Below are 16942 nucleotides of genomic sequence, written 5' to 3'. Positions count from 1 at the left end.
TTTCTCCCGCAGATTAAGCTGATTTATTTTTTAATATAAAAATTGAAAATCTACAAAATAGATATTACGAGACAAATCTGCATTATCTGCGTGAAACAAAAAACTTCTCTAAAATAAAAATCGCGCAAAGGCGCAGAGGCGCAAAGTTTATTTCACGCAGATTTAAAATGATCAAAACAGATGATGTAAATTTCTATTTTAAAAATCAAAATTAAATCTGCTAAAATCTGTGAAATCTGCGTGAAACAAAAAAAGCTTCGCGTCTTAGCGCCTTCGTGGCATACCCCAAAAAAAAGGCGCAAAAGAAAAAACCTTTGCGCCTTTGTAACTATGTCACTTTGTAACTCTGACTAAAATTGGAAGTAAATAAACGGTTGTGAACCAGCAACTGCTGTTGCGTAAACTATCCAGTAAACGAATCCTAAGATTATTGCTTTTACTAATAATGGTGTTTTGTCGAAAACAGATTTCATTCCGTTTGTGAAAGTTTCTGGTAAGAAATGCCAAACGTAACCGAAAAGCATTAATCCGAAAACATTTTTATAACCTAATACAATTGTTTTCCAAAGTTCTGGTTCGAATGTTAACTGGCCAATATTGTTAATTACTTGCAATGCTGTTTCGAAATCTCTAGCGCGGAAAAAGATCCAACAGAAAACCACAAAATGGAATGTGATTACGATAGAGAAAAATCTCCATAGGAAATTCGGACTTTTATCTTTTTTAGACGGAAAGAATTCCATAAAAATTTTGTGAACCGCCAAAGCTAATCCGTGCAATGCTCCCCAAACTATAAACTGCGCTCCTGCTCCATGCCACAAACCGCCCAAAAGCATTGTCGTAAACAAGTTGAAGTTGGTCACTAATGTTTGTTTGATTTTGCTTGAAAGTAAAAATGACAAGCAGAAAATCAAAATACTGCTTCCTGCAATGATAAGCGGAATTATACTTTCATTGTAACAAGACATTCCCCAAAGCAATAATCCGAAGAAAAATAAACTTGGGAATAAATATCCTGCGAAAGAACCTGTTCTATTTCCTCCTATCGAAATGTATAAGAAGTCTTTTAACCAAGTCGAAAGTGAAATATGCCATCTTCTCCAGAAATCGGTAATCGAAGTCGATTTGTATGGAGTTCTAAAGTTGGCTGGCAATTTAAATCCTAATAATAATGCAATACCAATTGCCATATCTGAATATCCAGAGAAATCGCAATAGATTTGAATCGCATATCCGTAAGAAGCCATTAGGTTTTCAAATGATGTATAACTCAGCGGCGTATCAAAAACACGATCTACAAAGTTTACTGATATGTAATTTGAAATTACCGTCTTTTTAATTAAACCTCCAATAATCAAAAATAAAGCATTGTTTACATCTTGTTTCGTTAGGTTTAATTTCTGATAAATCTGCGGAAGAAAATCTTTTGCACGTACAATTGGCCCAGCGACTAACTGCGGGAAAAATGACACGAAAAATAAATATTCGATATAATTTTTGGTCGGTTTGATTTCTTCACGATAAATCTCAATAATATAACTCATCGATTGAAAAGTGTAAAATGAAATTCCAACAGGCAAGAAAACATTATGAAGGGCGAAATTTCCACTAAACATATCATTGTATGTCACAATCAGGAAATTCATGTATTTGAAATAACCTAAAAGCGCTAAATTCAAAATCACACTTATAACCAAATATAATTTCTTTACGCCGTCTCTACTTTCTTTATAAATAATCTGGCTCAAGCCGTAATCTACTACCGATGAAAGCAATAACAGTAAAAAGTAAATTCCGCTTGACTTATAATAAAAGAAAAGCGAGAAGAGAATAACATACGTTAATCTCAAATAAAATGTTTTGCGTAAAAAACCATACACAAAATAGAAAACCAGAAATAAACCTAAGAATAAACCGGTATTGAATAAAAGTTTTTCGTCGGGATCGTAAACAAACCAACTCTTAACTTGTTCTATTGTAATTGCACCAAAGTTTTGAATAAACCAATTATTAATGCTCTCTATTGTTGTCAATTTACTTCTTTAATTTAAAATTATCGTATGATCTTAAAAATGCCTGAGCAAACAAATTTCCTTGTTTCTCATATCCTTTTTTGGAATAATGAACCCAGTCTGGGCCAATTAATCCCTGTACCTTTAATTGTTTGATTCCGCTCATTCCGCCAAACTCATTGTATAAATCCCAAACAGCAAGATCATCTTTTTGGGCTATATCAATAATTTGTCTTGCATAATTATCAACATAGGTATTTGGTTTTCTTCTTAGCAAAGATGGCGGCGGCGTCATTACAATTATCGGTGCCTCTATTTTCTGTGCTCTTATCTTACTAATAAATTCTCGCAATTCACTAATATACTTTTCTGTATCTAAATGATCGTAGCTCTCATTTGTTCCTAACGAAAAAACCAGTAAATCTGGATGCAGGGATTTCAATTGTTCAAAAAATAATGGGTATTTATTATAGTCTGAATATTTCGCTCCGTTTACTCCAATTCCGCTGTAAATAACGCCTGGAGCATCTTTTTCTAAAACAATTCCGTTAAGCTCGTAATCTTTTGCTTCTTTATTCGGAATCAAGAAAATTCGGCTCAAAGCATTCTCCGAATTATAATAATGCGAATAGGAATCTGACTCTATCTCCAACGGAACAAATTCAGACATTGAAACAGTTTTCGCTCTTGTTTCGTTTGTTGCTATTTTTAACGTTCTTCCCGCTCGGATATTATTCGATTTTAAGCGGTTGTCTCTTTTAATTTCAGCAATCGAAACATTGTATTTATCTGCTATTGTACCCAGAACTTCACCTTTTTTAATTTTGTGTGTTATAACCCTTCGTTCTGTAGTCTGAATAGAATTGATTTTTGATGAAACCGCCAAATCAAACATATTCTGGTTCTGAGGCGTAATAATTTTTATGGTATTGAATTTATACGAAGGATCTTTTACATTCATCTCTACTACAAATCCGCCTGTATCTCTCCAAAGTCCAATTCCGCTTAACCCCACCGGACTATTTTTAACTGGGTAAATATTTCTATAACTTTCCCAAGATCTGTTGGATTTAAAACGCTCGTTGTACGATCCGTTTGTTCTGGCCAATTGATACGGAAATACTAAACCGCGTCCTGCATTACCAAATTTCTGCTGAAGCTTCTTTCTGATTTCATTGGTCATTAAATCACCCTGAATATGCGAATCTCCAATATGTACAATATTGATTTTTTGATTTTTTTGGTCTTCGTTTTTTTCCAGTTTCTTAAAAAAATCACTTAACGCTTTTACATTATAAATCTGTCCGTCAGAAGGCGCATCAATTACTGCAGAATCTGTTTTTTGAATCATACTTTTTTGTATTGGATGTACGGCTGTTTTTGGAGGCTTTTCATTTGTTGTAAAAAAGAGACAACAAAAGAAAAAAATAAGTTTATTTATCATACGCTATCTTTTGTTACCGAAACGGAATCGGGTCTGGCTTTCCTTACTGGTTTTGGCTTAGTCCCTTCAGCATCTCTTTTTTGTCTGAGTGCTTTATATTCTTCGTAACCTTTATTTAATTGTCCGTAAAGCAAATTACCAATTGCTTTTGCACCGCGCTGGTTAAAGTGCGTGTAATCTTTATTTGCTTTTGCAGGAGCTTCATCGACCCACTTAATCATAGAGCCATCTCCTCCCATCAAAGTATATAAATTTACAAAACCTGCCTGCGTTTCAAGCGCGTAATGTTTTTGTGCTTTCATTAATGGTACAACAGCAGAATCGGTTTTCATTTCTAAATCATATTTTGTCGATTTATCAGCTGTAGAAACAATCAAAATTGAAACTCCAGGGAAAGATTCTTTGATTTTATTTACGGTCTTCGTCATTCCTTTTTCATACCAAGAATAATTTTTTGTTCCGTAATTTAAAACGTTTGTTCCGTAGTGCAGAATAATCAAATCGTATTTTAAATTGTTATTAAAAGCTCTCATGACATCGGCATCGAACATCGAAATTGGAAGTCCTGAATTTCCTCTCTGCGAGAAATTATCGACGTGAACTCCTGATCCGTTATCAAAATTAAATCCGTAAATCGGAATAGAATCTGCTTGTACGAAATTTGCTTTAAAGGCTTTTAAACTTCCAGATGAAACTTTCAGCGTGTTTACTAGATTATTTGGAGAGAGACTTTTCTTTAGAGTATCTTTTCCTATAATGAAATTTACTTTTCCAGCTTTAGACGAACGTCCATAAAATAAAGTGGCATTGTCTAAAGAAGTAGAATATTTGTTACGCCCAGCTTCATACTGTACCCAAGTTAAATTGGATTTGTCATTTGCAAAAAACACGTGTCCGTTAACTCCAAACGGGCTAGTTGGTCTTTTTACATTTAAATAAGACTGCGTTTTCCAGTTTTTAGAATAAGTTGATTTTACAGAACCTCTCGAAGCAGCAGATTCTGAAGTAATAGGAACGAAACCAACGCCATTTCCACCAAAACGTTCCTGATAATTCGTACGAACGTCTTGCACGATTAAATCTCCATCGGTCATAGAATCTCCATAATAGGCAATTCTAACTTTGCTCTGAGGATTTTTTTCTAGCTGATACAATTTCTCATAGAAAGAAATCAGGTATTGATATCCTTTGTAGTTTTCGAATGTTTCGGCAGGAAACTCGATTCCTTCCGTTTCGTCAAAAACAATTTTCTGCTGATTCAGTTCTCGTTCGCTTTTGGCAATACTGTCTTCGTCCAAAGAAAGAGAATCTTCGGCAACCGACTCCAAAAGCAGACTGTCTATTAATATATTTTTAGAATCTAACTTACTCTCAGAAAATATTTTGTCTGGAAGGATTTGTTTAAACCCAATAAAAGCAACCAGCGCTAAAGCAACGATCGCAAAAGACTGAAAAAAATAAGATTTTGTATTCACTTAATAATTATAAAAATATGAGGGACTGCATTCAAAAATTAAACCAATTAAATAATTGTTAACTTATTGCAGAAAATTTTGTGCAAAGATAGAATAACATTTTGTTTCTATTTCATTTTAACAGGAAAGTAAAACAAAAAAAAGAGGTTAGAAAATCTAACCTCTTAAATCAAAAAAAAATAAAAAAAACAAAGCTAATGATTAACTAAATTTTGAATGCAAAGCATTTATTTTAGAATGAAATAATCTTTATATTTTTTAGATTTTTCATTTTAGATTATTTTAAGATAGCGTATTGGAAAGTTGGGTAACCTCTTTCACCAGCTGCATTTACACCAGCAGTAAATCTCACTTTATAAACATTTCCTGCAGGATCTTTAACCACAAAGAAACGATCTGTTCTTGCATTAAAGCTAGAAATTGGATTACCATTTGCATCTGTTACTCCTGTTGCTACAGTTCCTCTCCAGTTAGAACCAATATTTCTTTGATCGTCTGTAAATTTAGTATTGTCTACATTTGCTAAAGTGAAAGCATCGTAAGTAAAAGCAGTTGTAAGAACTTGATAAGCTTTTGCTCCACCTTTAACATTATTCAAAATAAAGTCTGCAAAATTATAAGGAACTAAACCTCCTCCAAAATTAGTTGTATTAGTAAAACTTGTAAAACTGATATCCCATTGTGCTTTCTGAGGCTCAACATTTACTGTTTTCTTATCTAATAAACTTAAGAATGTAAAGTTATATGCTGTGTTTTTAGCAACAGTAATTTCATTATGAGTAGTAGCGCCGATTTCTGCGTATTGCACTTTATAATCATTTCCGCTTCTTAAAATTCTAACTTTTCTCCATCCTCGAGAAGTCCCATTTGCAGTACCTTCATTTCCTGTGTCTGGTTTAGTCGTAGCTGGATTACTTCCCATATTTATCAAATAAACTTTATTTTCACTGTCTGTTGCCGAAATCGCGGCAATAGTAGTTTTAGTAATATCTCCAGCTGGATCATCTACTTGAGTTATACTACCAGATCCTTGATTGAAAATCATAGATGCATCTTCCACCTGAACTTCATCAATATTTGTACTAGTGGTTTGTTTAGCAGACATTTTTACAGTATGGTTTATTATAACTCTAAAATCTGTTCCAGAATAGAATCCTAAATCCCAAGAAACTCTAGGAACAGCAGTCATTTTTCCGCTACTTAAGTCAACAAAAACTTGATTTGGCTGTGTTGGTCCTCCAACTTCTGGAGCCAAAGCATTTCCTAAAGAAGCAGTTTCGTTAAAGTTTACTTGGATTGATTTATTTTCAGCAATTACAGCATTAATACTTGCGCTACTGATAGTGAAAACTACATTTTTCACTTCACCTTCTATCGCTTCTTTTAATTTCTTAAAAGTAAAAGTTACAGAAGAAACACCTTTTTCGAAAGGAACAATTACTTTACCTGCAGCAATTCCAGGTGTTGTACTGTAATCTGTACCAGCCACAACTGCCGTTTCAGTATATGCTAAAGTTACAGATCCTGCTGATGCAGTTGGAGATGCAAATTTAATTTCGATCGGAGTTGTTTCCGCTGATAAGTTTAACGATGTAGATGCAAAAGCCACAACGTTTGCCTGAGCTACTTCATCATCGCTGCTACAAGCCGCAATAGCAAGTAGAACAAAAGATAGTATTAGAATAAAGTTCTTTTTCATGGTATTGATTTATTAATTAAAATTTAGATTATACGAAAGTTTTAAAAAGTATGATCGGCCGTAACCCAACATCATATCGGAGCTTGTACCTCCACCGTGAGCACCTCCAGATGCATCGCCTCCACCTCCATTTTGTACAGATTGCAGATTAGTAACATCAAAAATGTTTCTGGCTCCAACGGTAACTTCAAATTGATTTTTAAAGAATGATTTACGGATAGAAGCATCCATCCAGCTGTAAGGTTCTAGCGTACTCAAAAAGAATCCTGCGTTTCCATCAGTTCCAGTTCCTGCAACGTATTGCTGCTGCTGTCCATTGTATTTATAAAAAACTGCCAATAAAGTATTCCATTTAGGAATGTTATACGAGATACTCGAATTCAATCTTAGCGAATAGAAAAACTTATCATCAGACACTAGATTTTGCGCAGCCAAATCAAGCTTTCTAGAAATTCCAACTACTGCAGCACCCAACATTACATTCCAATTTTTATAGGTGTACTGCTCCACTGTCGAAATATTCCACATTTTGTATTTGTTAATATTAACATACTTATAATTCCAAGAAGGTACTACTTGAGTTACAACCATATCAATTCTATCATCAACATCTAAATAAGTAACCGCTAAGTTATTTGCAATCTGAGCTCCAGAATCAAAAGTGCAAGCTCTTTTAAAACTTACTTCATAAGAAGTACTGTTTTCAGGAATTAAATCTGGATTTCCTTGCATATTATGATTAGAATCAACAAAATAAGTATACAGTTCATCAAAATTTGGAGTACGGTAAGACTTGCCTAAAGAAGCTCTTGCTTCTAGTCCTTTATCAAAAAGATATCTTAAACCCAGTGAACTTGCATACTGATTTTCGAAAGCAGTCTGAAATGAAAATCGAAGTCCTGGACGAATAGAAAATTTATCACTTACGCCTATTTCAGCAACCGAATAAATATCATAATTCTCTAATCTTTTTCTAATATCTTGCCCTACTTGATTGTCGTCTCTAAAAGCTCCAACCGATGAATCATAAAATCCATTTTCATTGGTAATTTCGTATCCAAGCTGAAAATCGACTTTTTTATTATCGAAGAAATTGCTAAGCGTTCCTGTAGAATAAAACACTTCTTTTGATTGGTAAGTCTTTCTATTGTTATCAACTTCCTGCTTAGTATCCAAATGATAAACGAAATTTTCTAAATCACGCTCCTGTTTTTGCTGAGAAACTGATACATTATATTTAAGTTTTGAGAAAAGATTTCCATTAGCATTTAAATGGTGATAGTAACGATTCGTAATGTATCTTTTATCTCTAGAATAATAAGTGTCTGCAAATGGATAATTATCTTGAATATTTATCAATGGATTGTAATAATGTACATCTTCTCCATAATAATCGAATTTGTAAAAAATTCTAAAAGCGTCCTTTTGATAACCAAGAATTGCATTTCCTACCAATTGCTCTTTCGGAAGCTGTGTATATCCTCTTAATCCATCATTAACAGCATAATCTTTTCCTTGTCTATTGTCATAGTAGCCAGACATTGCGTTACGATTTCCTCCTATGTTGACAAACCAGTTTTCGTTAAAATTATAGCCAATTTTAGCCGATTGTATATGGCGACCTTTATCAAAAAAAGCAAATTCTTTTCCAACTGTTTCTTCCTGCAAAGTTGCACCAATCTGCCATTTGTAACTACCTGCTTTTTTGGTAATAATATTTAAGACACCTGTTACTGCATTTGCTCCATGAGTTACTCCCATTGATCCTTCAATAATTTCGATTCTTTCCACATCATCCAGATTTACCTGCGTTAAATCAACATTGGTTCCCATTCCTGTATCACTTACTAAAGGTATATTATCAACCAAAATCTTAAAATACTGAGAATCTAATCCAAACATCGAAACTTTTGAACGTCCGTCATCACCGTTTGATGTAACAGTAATATTTAAATACTGATTTAAAACATCTGCTAAATTATTTGCTGCTAATTGCTTTATGTTTTCTTTTGAAATCACACGAACATTAAAAACTGATTTCTTAATCGATTGTGGCTCTAATTGCCCTGTTACAACGACTTCAGACAATTTTTCCTTTGATGTAATACTATCTTTCTGTTGAGCAATAGAATAGTTACAAAAAAGCAATATAGCAAAAAGGGTAATTTTAATTTTCATTATTTTTATTCAATCTTAATAATCGGTGCAAATATATGATTATTTTTAATTGTTCTAAATTAAATTTATATATTTGCGAAAAATTTAAAAACAAAACAATAAGTTATGATTTCAAAAAGCCTTTTTATGTCAGCCGCTTTGGCTTTAACATGTAGTCTTGGATTCAGTCAGGACAAGAAACAACAAGACATTAAGTCAATTAAATCGATGTGTGGTTGTTACGAGGTAAAGTTTAATTTCACAGAAACTTTCTCTTATCCAAAAGATACTCTTACTTACAAACCTTCTGAAACTAAACACGAATCTGCTTTAGAATGGGTAGAATTATTAGAAGATACTCCAAACAAAATTGTAATGCAGCACTTATTGATTGTAAGTGATGATATGATTATCAAACACTGGAGACAAGATTGGCTATACGAAAACACAGACTTATATTCTTTTGACAAAGGAACTTCTTGGAAATACAAAAAATTAGATAAAAAAGCCGTTAAAGGTCAATGGACTCAAAAAGTATATCAGGTAGATGACAGTCCTCGTTACGAAGGTTCTTCTACATGGGTACATGTTGACGGAAAAGATTATTGGGAAAATGTTGCAGATGCACCGCTTCCAAGAAGAGAGCAGACAAAACGTAACGATTACAATGTTTTGAAAAGAAGAAACATTCACGAAATCACTGCTACAGGATGGAACCACGAACAAGACAACGACAAATTAGTTCGTGACGATGCTGGAAAAGATGTATTGTTAGCTCAAGAAAAAGGATTTGACGTTTACACTAAAGTTCCAGACATTAAATGTCAGGCTGCTCAAAAATGGTGGGTTGCAAACAATGCTTTATGGAAAAATGTTCGTGACAAATGGCAAACTTTATTTGACAGACATAAAGACTTAAACTTAGAGGCTAAAGTAGATAGAAAAGCACTTTACTCTTTATTATTTGATTTAAAACCAGATACTGCAAAAGCAGAAACAGATAAAATCATTGACAAATTTGTTAAGTAATTAGAATTAGTTGTTATAAAAAAGCCGGAAGTTTTGAGACTTCCGGCTTTTTTTTTGGCATTTTAGCAACGTTTATTTTATATGTGTTAGATTTAAACTTCTTATTCTTTTAGGCTTATTATAAAAGTTTACAATTCATTTTGAATAACCAAAGGATTTGCATCAATTTCAACTTTTGGAATCAACCATTGCCATCTTTTATCTGAAGGCGCTACAGCAACCACTCCATTTGTAATTCCTAAATCATGATTTGAATTAGTTCTATCCAATGGGGAATTAGTTCTTTTTAAATCATAAAATCTAAAGCCTTCTCCCCACAATTCAATTCTTCTTTGAAGTAAAATTTCATCAACTAGAGCCTGCCCTGAATTTGTAGATAAGGTGTAAGAAGGGTTTCTTGTTTTTTCAAATTCAAAAAGCACAGTAGCTGCATCTGCATTTCCTAATCTTGCTTTTGATTCTGCTTCTATTAAATACATTTCAGCAACACGCATATATGGCACATCGCATCTGCTGTCTCCTGCACTTACGGCTAAAAATTTCTGGCTGGTATAAGGAAACTTAGCAAAATTTGAAGGCAATCCCAACGCTGTATGCTTTCCTGTTTTGTCAAATATTGTAGAACGAACATCAGTAGAAGGAATCAAATCATACAATTTGCTATTGATTGCCTTTGGACAAGAGCGAATAACCGTTGAACTGAAATTTCTAGACATATAAGCACCAAAATTTGCAAAATATGCTGTTTGAACTTCATTAATATGACTTCCCCACATCCATTCTCTATTATTATAATCATTAAAACCTAGGCCATATTCTGCCACTGGCATTAGAGTCTTTCCTGTTCTAGCTTTATTGGCATAATCAGCCGCAATTGACCAATTTCCTTGAGTCAAAGCTACTCTAGCTTTTAAACCTTGTGCTACTGCCAAATCCAAATGCGAATTATTTGGTTTTGTATAACCCGCTAATAAAACATTTGCTTCGTCCAAATCTTTGTTAATTTGAGCATATACTTCTTCAACAGTTGAACGCGGAAATTTATCATTCCCTACAGTTAAGATAATTGGCACACCAAGTTGAGAATTTACACTACCACTTTCATATCTTTTACCAAACAACTGCACCAATTGATAATTGCAAAATGCTCTGTAAAGTAAAGCTTGTCCTTTTACAACTTTCTTATCATCATCAGACCCAATTGCTGAATCAGTCGCATTTATTATTGTATTGGCATTTCTAATGATTCTATAATAGGTTCTATAAGCAAAACGAATTTCTGCAGAATTCTCATTGTTCATTGCGCTCCAATTATATATTGTCAAAAACCATCCATTTGTAATTGGAAAAACAACATCATCACCAGCAATATCGGTTTGTTCCATAAGACCTCCCAAGCCTCCCTGACTCTGATCTTCATAACTAATATATAAAGATCGATGAATCCCATTCAAAAGAGTCATTAAATCAGTAGTTGTATTTGTTGCTCCCTCATAGTCCACAAATTCGGTTGGCTTTTTATCTAAAAAATCGTCAGAACAAGAGCCTAAAAAAGTTAAGACTATAAATGCGAATAGTAATTTTATATAATTTGATTTCATAATATTAAAAATTTAAATTCAGTCCTAATGAAATTACTCTCGATGGTATATATCTATTTTGAGTCGTTCCATTGAAAGTTTGAGTTGGATCCATTCCTTGACGTTTTGTAAACAGCATTAAATTTTCACCGTTGATATATATTGAAGCATTATCAATTTCGAATTTTGATATAAACTCCGAAGGCATTTTATAAGATAAATTAACTTGTCTTAACGATAAATAATCAGAACCTATTAACCATCTGTCAGAAGCCGCGCTTGATGGTGTATTTCTATTAACATCCAATCGAGGAACATCAGTTATATCGCCAGGATTTTGCCATCTTCTAAAGATATCCGTACTTAAAGCAGATCCATAATTATTTCCCGTATGCATTAAAACTGAATAATTAGTATCGTACATTTTGCCTCCTATTTGATACGCGCATACAACATCCAATTGAAGTCCTTTATATTTAAATGTATTTCCAAAACTTCCAAATAAATCTGGAATAGCCGAACCTGCATAATGGTACAATGCTTTATTTTGATCTGTAGTAACATTTACACCATTTACAACTCTCATTGAAACATCGCTTGCATTTACAAATTTTGGATCCGCTACAAATAGCGCATATCCGTCTGAAGGATCTACACCATACCAGTCTCTTAACCAATAATCATATATTGAATGATCTACTGACAGTTTTTTAGTCCCATCAATAATTTCTCCTTGAGGAAGTTTTGTAATTTTATTATTAATTGTTGACGCATTAATATTCAGGCTCCAAGAAAAATCATTTGTTTTAACGATGACACCATCTAATGAAATTTCAAATCCTTTATTGACCATAGAACCAATATTTTCCACTCTATTATCTAAACCAGATGACAATGGATTAGGCACAGAAAAAATCAACCCGTCAGTATTTCTATTATAATACTCGACACTCCCTTTTAATCTGTTTTTGAACAAACCAAACTCTATTGCAAGATCCTTTTGAGTATTTACCTCCCATTTTAAATCGGTTGCAGCCGCCGCATAAGTTATAATACCGCCCTCACTTCCATTATCATTACCTAAACTATAAGTAGGCTGGCTGACATAATAATTTAAGCCATTAATTTTTGAACCAGCATCATTCGTATTGCCAATTATATGAGAGTCATTTCCAACTTGCCCAATTGAGGCTCTTACTTTTAAATCACTAATCCAAGAATAATCTTTTAAAAAATTTTCTTTAGAAAGTACCCACGCTCCACCTAAAGACCAGAAATTACCCCAACGATTATCTTTAGCAAATTTTGAAGATCCATCTCTTCTTAATGATGCTGAAAAAATATACTTACTCATATAATCATAACCTGCTCTTGAAAAGTATGATTCTGTTGCATAATTTCTTGTAAAAGAAGTTAAACCAGTAGTTGTTGCATAATTGACAAACTCTATGATATCTGGAGCCACTTGACCTGTTTTACTACTGCTGGTCCAGTTTGTTTCATAATCGAAACTTTCATGTCCTAATAATATATTGAATGAATGTTCTCCAATTTTCTTCGAATAATTCAATAATTGATTGTATGTAATTCCTGTTAGGATTTTATCTTCTTTTGCCATCAATCCAGTTGGTGCTCCGTCTCCAATTTCAGTATTATAGGAATAGGTTCTATTTCTATATGTTTTGTCGATAGATGCATTTGTTGTAAATTTTAAATCCTTAGTAAATGAAATTTCAAAAAAAGTTCTAGCCGAAAGAGCTAATCCTTTTACGACATCGGTATCATTTAAAGTTTCGTAAACAACATTACGTCCATTTGACGCTCCTGATCCACGAACAGTAGAATAAACGCGATTACCATTAACATCTAAAACATAATCGCCATTTGATGTATGATCGAAAACAGGATAAATTGGCCCCATTGTTCTTATTGTTCTAAATGGATTCTTAAATGAGCTTGTATTTTCGACTCCATCAGTTCCTAATTTTGAATTGGTTAAAGTTCCCGATATGTTTACGCCTGTTTTAAACCATTCTTTTAAACTTGTATTTAGGTTTAATCTTCCCGTTGTTCTTTCGAAGCCAGATTTTTGTATGTATCCTTCTTCATCCAAATAGCCTAATGATGCAAAATAGTTGGATCTTTCAGATTTTCCTTGATAAGAAAAATCTACGTTCTTACGAACTCCCGCTCTTTCCAATTGTTTAGCCCAATCAAGATCTTGAGGATATAACAACTTTGCGTCAGGATTTAATTTTCCGTCTGTTCCAACGATACTCCCGCTTGGAACATTAAATGGGTTTGTAACTAAAACGATTGGAACTCTAGAAGATGCATATGCATTTGCTGCATCAATTTCTGTTTGATTACCCATCGGACGACTATTTCTAATAGCTTCCCATTCTAATGGATAATAATCTAGGGCATTTACTCTTTTATAATCTTTAATAGATCGGGAGGTCATTCCTGTACTTAAATTAAGTGAGAATTTATCCTTTTGTGATTTCCCTGATTTTGTAGTAATAATAATTACTCCATTTGCTGCTTTTGAGCCATATAAAGATGTAGAAGAAGCATCTTTTAAAACGCTTAAACTTTCAATATCGCTTGAATTTAAATTACTGATGTCGCCAGCATAAGGAACACCATCTACAATGTATAAAGGAGTATTTGATCCATTAATCGAGCTAAAACCTCTAATTCTAATTTCGGGAGCAGCACCTGGTTGTCCCGCAGAACTTTGAATTTGAACTCCTGATGTTGAACCTTCCAAAACAGACAATGCATTTGTCAAAGGTCTATTTTCAAGTTGTTCAGATTTTATCTGAGTAGCTGATCCGACATAAGAAGTCTTTTTTGCCGTCCCATATGCGACAACCACAACCTCATCTAATTCTTTTCCGTCTTCTTGCATTTTAGCATTTAGAACAGAACCAGAGCCAACAGTTAAACTAACATCTTTGAATCCCATGTAAGAAAAGGTTAAAACATCACCAGTTTTTGCTGTTATGATATATTTACCATCCAAATCCGATTGAACTCCATTTTTGGTGCCTTTAATAATTACGTTTACACCCGGAATTGGTCCGTTTGCATCTGAAACCACTCCCGTAACTTTTTTCTCCTGAGCAATGCTAGACTGCAAAATCAGAATAAAAAAAAGCATCATAAATCCTTTTAATTTTTGTTTCATTATTTTTTGTTTTTTAATTACGGGGCGAACTTAAAAAATTAAAATAATTTTAACAAGTATTAATTTACTTTTAACTAAATAAAATATACAATTAATATTACAAATAAAATTTAGAAGACTTAAAAGAGAAGGCACTGCGTTTAAAAATGAAACCAGTAAACCGTGAGGTTTAAGAATAAAAACCATCTATAATAGACGGTTTTTCTTTTATTCTGTATCATTTTTCAACTAAGAGATTACTAATTCAAAATAGTTAAAAATGAACAGTAGAACTGACTTAAAAATCTATCACCTATTATCGTAATTCTTACAAAAGCCGGTGCAAAATTACTTTCAAATTATAGTGTAAAAAGGGTCTTCGAGCCAAAAAAACAATAAAAAAAGCCAATAGTCATTAAACTATTGGCTTTACTTTCTCTGATATTTTAAACTCTTACATTCTCTCAGGAACTTCAATTCCTAACAATTGCAATGCAGATTTAATTACTTCGGCAACTTTTTGAGAAAGTTGCACTCTGAATATTTTTTTAGTTAAATCAACTTCACCTAAAATATGTACTGACTGATAAAAAGAGTTATATTCTTTTACTAGATCATAAGTATAATTTGCAATTAATGCCGGACTATGATTTTGAGCTGCATTTTGAATTATTTCTGGGAAAAGCTCGGTTTGTTTTAGCAATTCTTTTTCTTTTTCGTGCAATTCATCAATTTCAATTTTAGTATCAAAATCAAAATCTGCTTTACGAATTATCGATCTAATTCTAGCATATGTATATTGAATAAATGGCCCCGTATTTCCTGCAAAATCCACAGACTCTTCTGGATTGAACAAAATACGTTTTTTAGGATCGACTTTTAAAATGTAATATTTCAAAGCTCCTAAACCAATCGTTTTGTACAGTTTTGCTTTTTCTTCATCAGAATAGCTATCCAATTTCCCTAAATCTTCAGAAATTTTTTGCGCTGTATCGGTCATGTCTTGCATCAAATCGTCGGCATCTACAACTGTTCCTTCACGGCTTTTCATTTTTCCAGAAGGTAAGTCCACCATTCCGTATGATAAATGATATAGACTTGAAGCCCAGTCAAAACCTAATTTTTTCAAGATTAAGAATAATACTTTAAAGTGATAATCTTGTTCATTCCCAACCGTGTAAACCATTCCTCCAACATCTGGCATATCTTTTACACGCTGAATTGCTGTTCCGATATCTTGTGTCATATAAACTGCAGTACCGTCAGAACGCAAAACAATTTTACGGTCTAAACCTTCGTCAGTCAAATCAATCCAAACAGAACCGTCTGGATCTTTTTCAAAAACGCCTTTATCTAAACCTACTTGCACAACATCTTTACCTAATAAATAAGTGTTGCTTTCGTAGTAATATTTATCAAAATTGACTCCAAGATTAGTATAAGTTGTAGCAAAACCTTCATAAACCCATTCGTTCATTTTTTTCCAAAGGGCAATTACTTTTTCGTCGCCAGCTTCCCATTTCTTAAGCATATCTTGTGCTTCGATAATGATTGGCGCTTGCTTTTTTGCTTCTTCTTCTGTTTTGCCAGTTTCGATTAAACCATTAATTTCACTCTTGTAAGCTTTATCAAACTCTACATAATATTTACCAACCAGTTTATCTCCTTTTAAACCAGAAGTTTCAGGAGTTTCTCCGTGTCCGAATTTCTCCCAAGCCAGCATCGATTTACAGATATGTATTCCTCTATCGTTGATAATTTGAGTTTTGTATACTTTTTTACCAGAAGCTTTTAAAATCTCTGCAACAGAATATCCTAACAAATTGTTACGAACGTGCCCTAAGTGCAAAGGTTTATTGGTGTTTGGAGAAGAATATTCTACCATTACCGCTTTTTCAGCAGGGTTTGGTTCAACAAATCCAAACGGTATTTGGTCTTTTATTCCGTTAAAGAAATTCACATAGTAGCTATCTGAAATTACAATATTCAAGAAACCAGAAACTACATTAAAGCGAGCTACTTCAGAAACATTTTCAACGAGATAGTTTCCAATTTTATTTCCCAGTTCGGCCGGATTACTTTTAATCACTTTCAATAAAGGAAAAATTACCATTGTAATATCGCCTTCAAACTCTTTTCTAGTAGTTTGAAACTCGATTTTATCAACAGTAACATCAAATAATGCTTGTATTGCTTTTTGTATAGAAGGTGTAAGAATTTGTTGTAATGACATGTAAACTTATTTTAAAGTGAGCAAAGATACTGCTTATTCATCAATTAGAGAAAATCAAAAACATATTAAATTCAAGAAAAGAGTTTCAATTTGATAAAAAAGGGTATTTTTTAATTGTTAAAATTATCAAAAAATCAAAAG

The 16942-nt window shown here is 33.2% G+C and carries 9 protein-coding genes; 1 reads left to right on the top strand and 8 read right to left on the bottom strand.

Going from position 1 to position 16942, the window contains the following annotated elements; all coding sequences use genetic code 11:
- Positions 1-350 precede the first annotated feature (350 nt).
- From ACWA1F_RS18355 to ACWA1F_RS18335, 5 genes are all read right to left on the bottom strand, one after another.
- Positions 351-2033: an MBOAT family O-acyltransferase gene (locus ACWA1F_RS18355; RefSeq protein ID WP_456895753.1), complete on the bottom strand. Its 1683-nt coding sequence runs from the start codon at positions 2031-2033 to the stop codon at positions 351-353.
- A gap of 1 nt (position 2034) precedes the next feature.
- On the bottom strand, positions 2035-3363 hold the full coding sequence (locus tag ACWA1F_RS18350) for a GDSL-type esterase/lipase family protein (RefSeq protein ID WP_456895751.1): 1329 nt from the start codon (positions 3361-3363) through the stop codon (positions 2035-2037).
- An 89-nt stretch (positions 3364-3452) separates the two neighbouring features.
- Positions 3453-4931 (bottom strand): SGNH/GDSL hydrolase family protein, encoded by a 1479-nt coding sequence (locus tag ACWA1F_RS18345; RefSeq protein ID WP_456895749.1) that lies wholly within the window; start codon positions 4929-4931, stop codon positions 3453-3455.
- 277 nt (positions 4932-5208) lie between these two features.
- On the bottom strand, positions 5209-6630 hold the full coding sequence (locus ACWA1F_RS18340) for an HmuY family protein (RefSeq protein WP_456895747.1): 1422 nt from the start codon (positions 6628-6630) through the stop codon (positions 5209-5211).
- A gap of 12 nt (positions 6631-6642) precedes the next feature.
- Positions 6643-8808, bottom strand: a complete 2166-nt coding sequence (locus ACWA1F_RS18335) for a TonB-dependent receptor plug domain-containing protein (protein ID WP_456895745.1) — start codon at positions 8806-8808, stop codon at positions 6643-6645.
- A gap of 105 nt (positions 8809-8913) precedes the next feature.
- On the opposite strand from ACWA1F_RS18335, the gene ACWA1F_RS18330 reads away from it, so the two are divergent.
- The gene (locus ACWA1F_RS18330) at positions 8914-9816 is read left to right on the top strand and encodes a DUF6607 family protein (RefSeq protein ID WP_306159300.1); all 903 of its coding nucleotides are present in this window, start codon (positions 8914-8916) and stop codon (positions 9814-9816) included.
- Positions 9817-9944: 128 nt separating this feature from the next.
- Here ACWA1F_RS18330 and ACWA1F_RS18325 read toward each other — a convergent pair whose 3' ends face one another.
- The 3 genes from ACWA1F_RS18325 to argS all read right to left on the bottom strand — a co-directional run bounded on the left by ACWA1F_RS18325 (position 9945) and on the right by argS (position 16801).
- The gene (locus ACWA1F_RS18325; RefSeq protein ID WP_456895742.1) at positions 9945-11417 is read right to left on the bottom strand and encodes a RagB/SusD family nutrient uptake outer membrane protein; all 1473 of its coding nucleotides are present in this window, start codon (positions 11415-11417) and stop codon (positions 9945-9947) included.
- 4 nt (positions 11418-11421) lie between these two features.
- Positions 11422-14589, bottom strand: a complete 3168-nt coding sequence (locus ACWA1F_RS18320) for a SusC/RagA family TonB-linked outer membrane protein (RefSeq protein WP_456895740.1) — start codon at positions 14587-14589, stop codon at positions 11422-11424.
- Positions 14590-15022: 433 nt separating this feature from the next.
- Positions 15023-16801: an arginine--tRNA ligase gene (argS, locus tag ACWA1F_RS18315; RefSeq protein WP_456895738.1), complete on the bottom strand. Its 1779-nt coding sequence runs from the start codon at positions 16799-16801 to the stop codon at positions 15023-15025.
- Positions 16802-16942: the final 141 nt, after the last annotated feature.

The organism is Flavobacterium erigeronis, from assembly GCF_054075165.1.
This window is presented reverse-complemented; position numbering and strand designations above follow the sequence as displayed.

Bases quoted from the DNA above. Each gene is read 5' to 3' on its own strand.
- ACWA1F_RS18340 (WP_456895747.1), bottom strand. From the start codon at position 6,630: ATGAAAAAGAACTTTATTCTAATACTATCTTTTGTTCTACTTGCTATT.
- ACWA1F_RS18325 (WP_456895742.1), bottom strand. From the start codon at position 11,417: ATGAAATCAAATTATATAAAATTACTATTCGCATTTATAGTCTTAACT.
- ACWA1F_RS18320 (WP_456895740.1), bottom strand. From the start codon at position 14,589: ATGAAACAAAAATTAAAAGGATTTATGATGCTTTTTTTTATTCTGATT.
- ACWA1F_RS18350 (WP_456895751.1), bottom strand. From the start codon at position 3,363: ATGATTCAAAAAACAGATTCTGCAGTAATTGATGCGCCTTCTGACGGA.
- argS (WP_456895738.1), bottom strand. From the start codon at position 16,801: ATGTCATTACAACAAATTCTTACACCTTCTATACAAAAAGCAATACAA.
- ACWA1F_RS18330 (WP_306159300.1), top strand. From the start codon at position 8,914: ATGATTTCAAAAAGCCTTTTTATGTCAGCCGCTTTGGCTTTAACATGT.
- ACWA1F_RS18335 (WP_456895745.1), bottom strand. From the start codon at position 8,808: ATGAAAATTAAAATTACCCTTTTTGCTATATTGCTTTTTTGTAACTAT.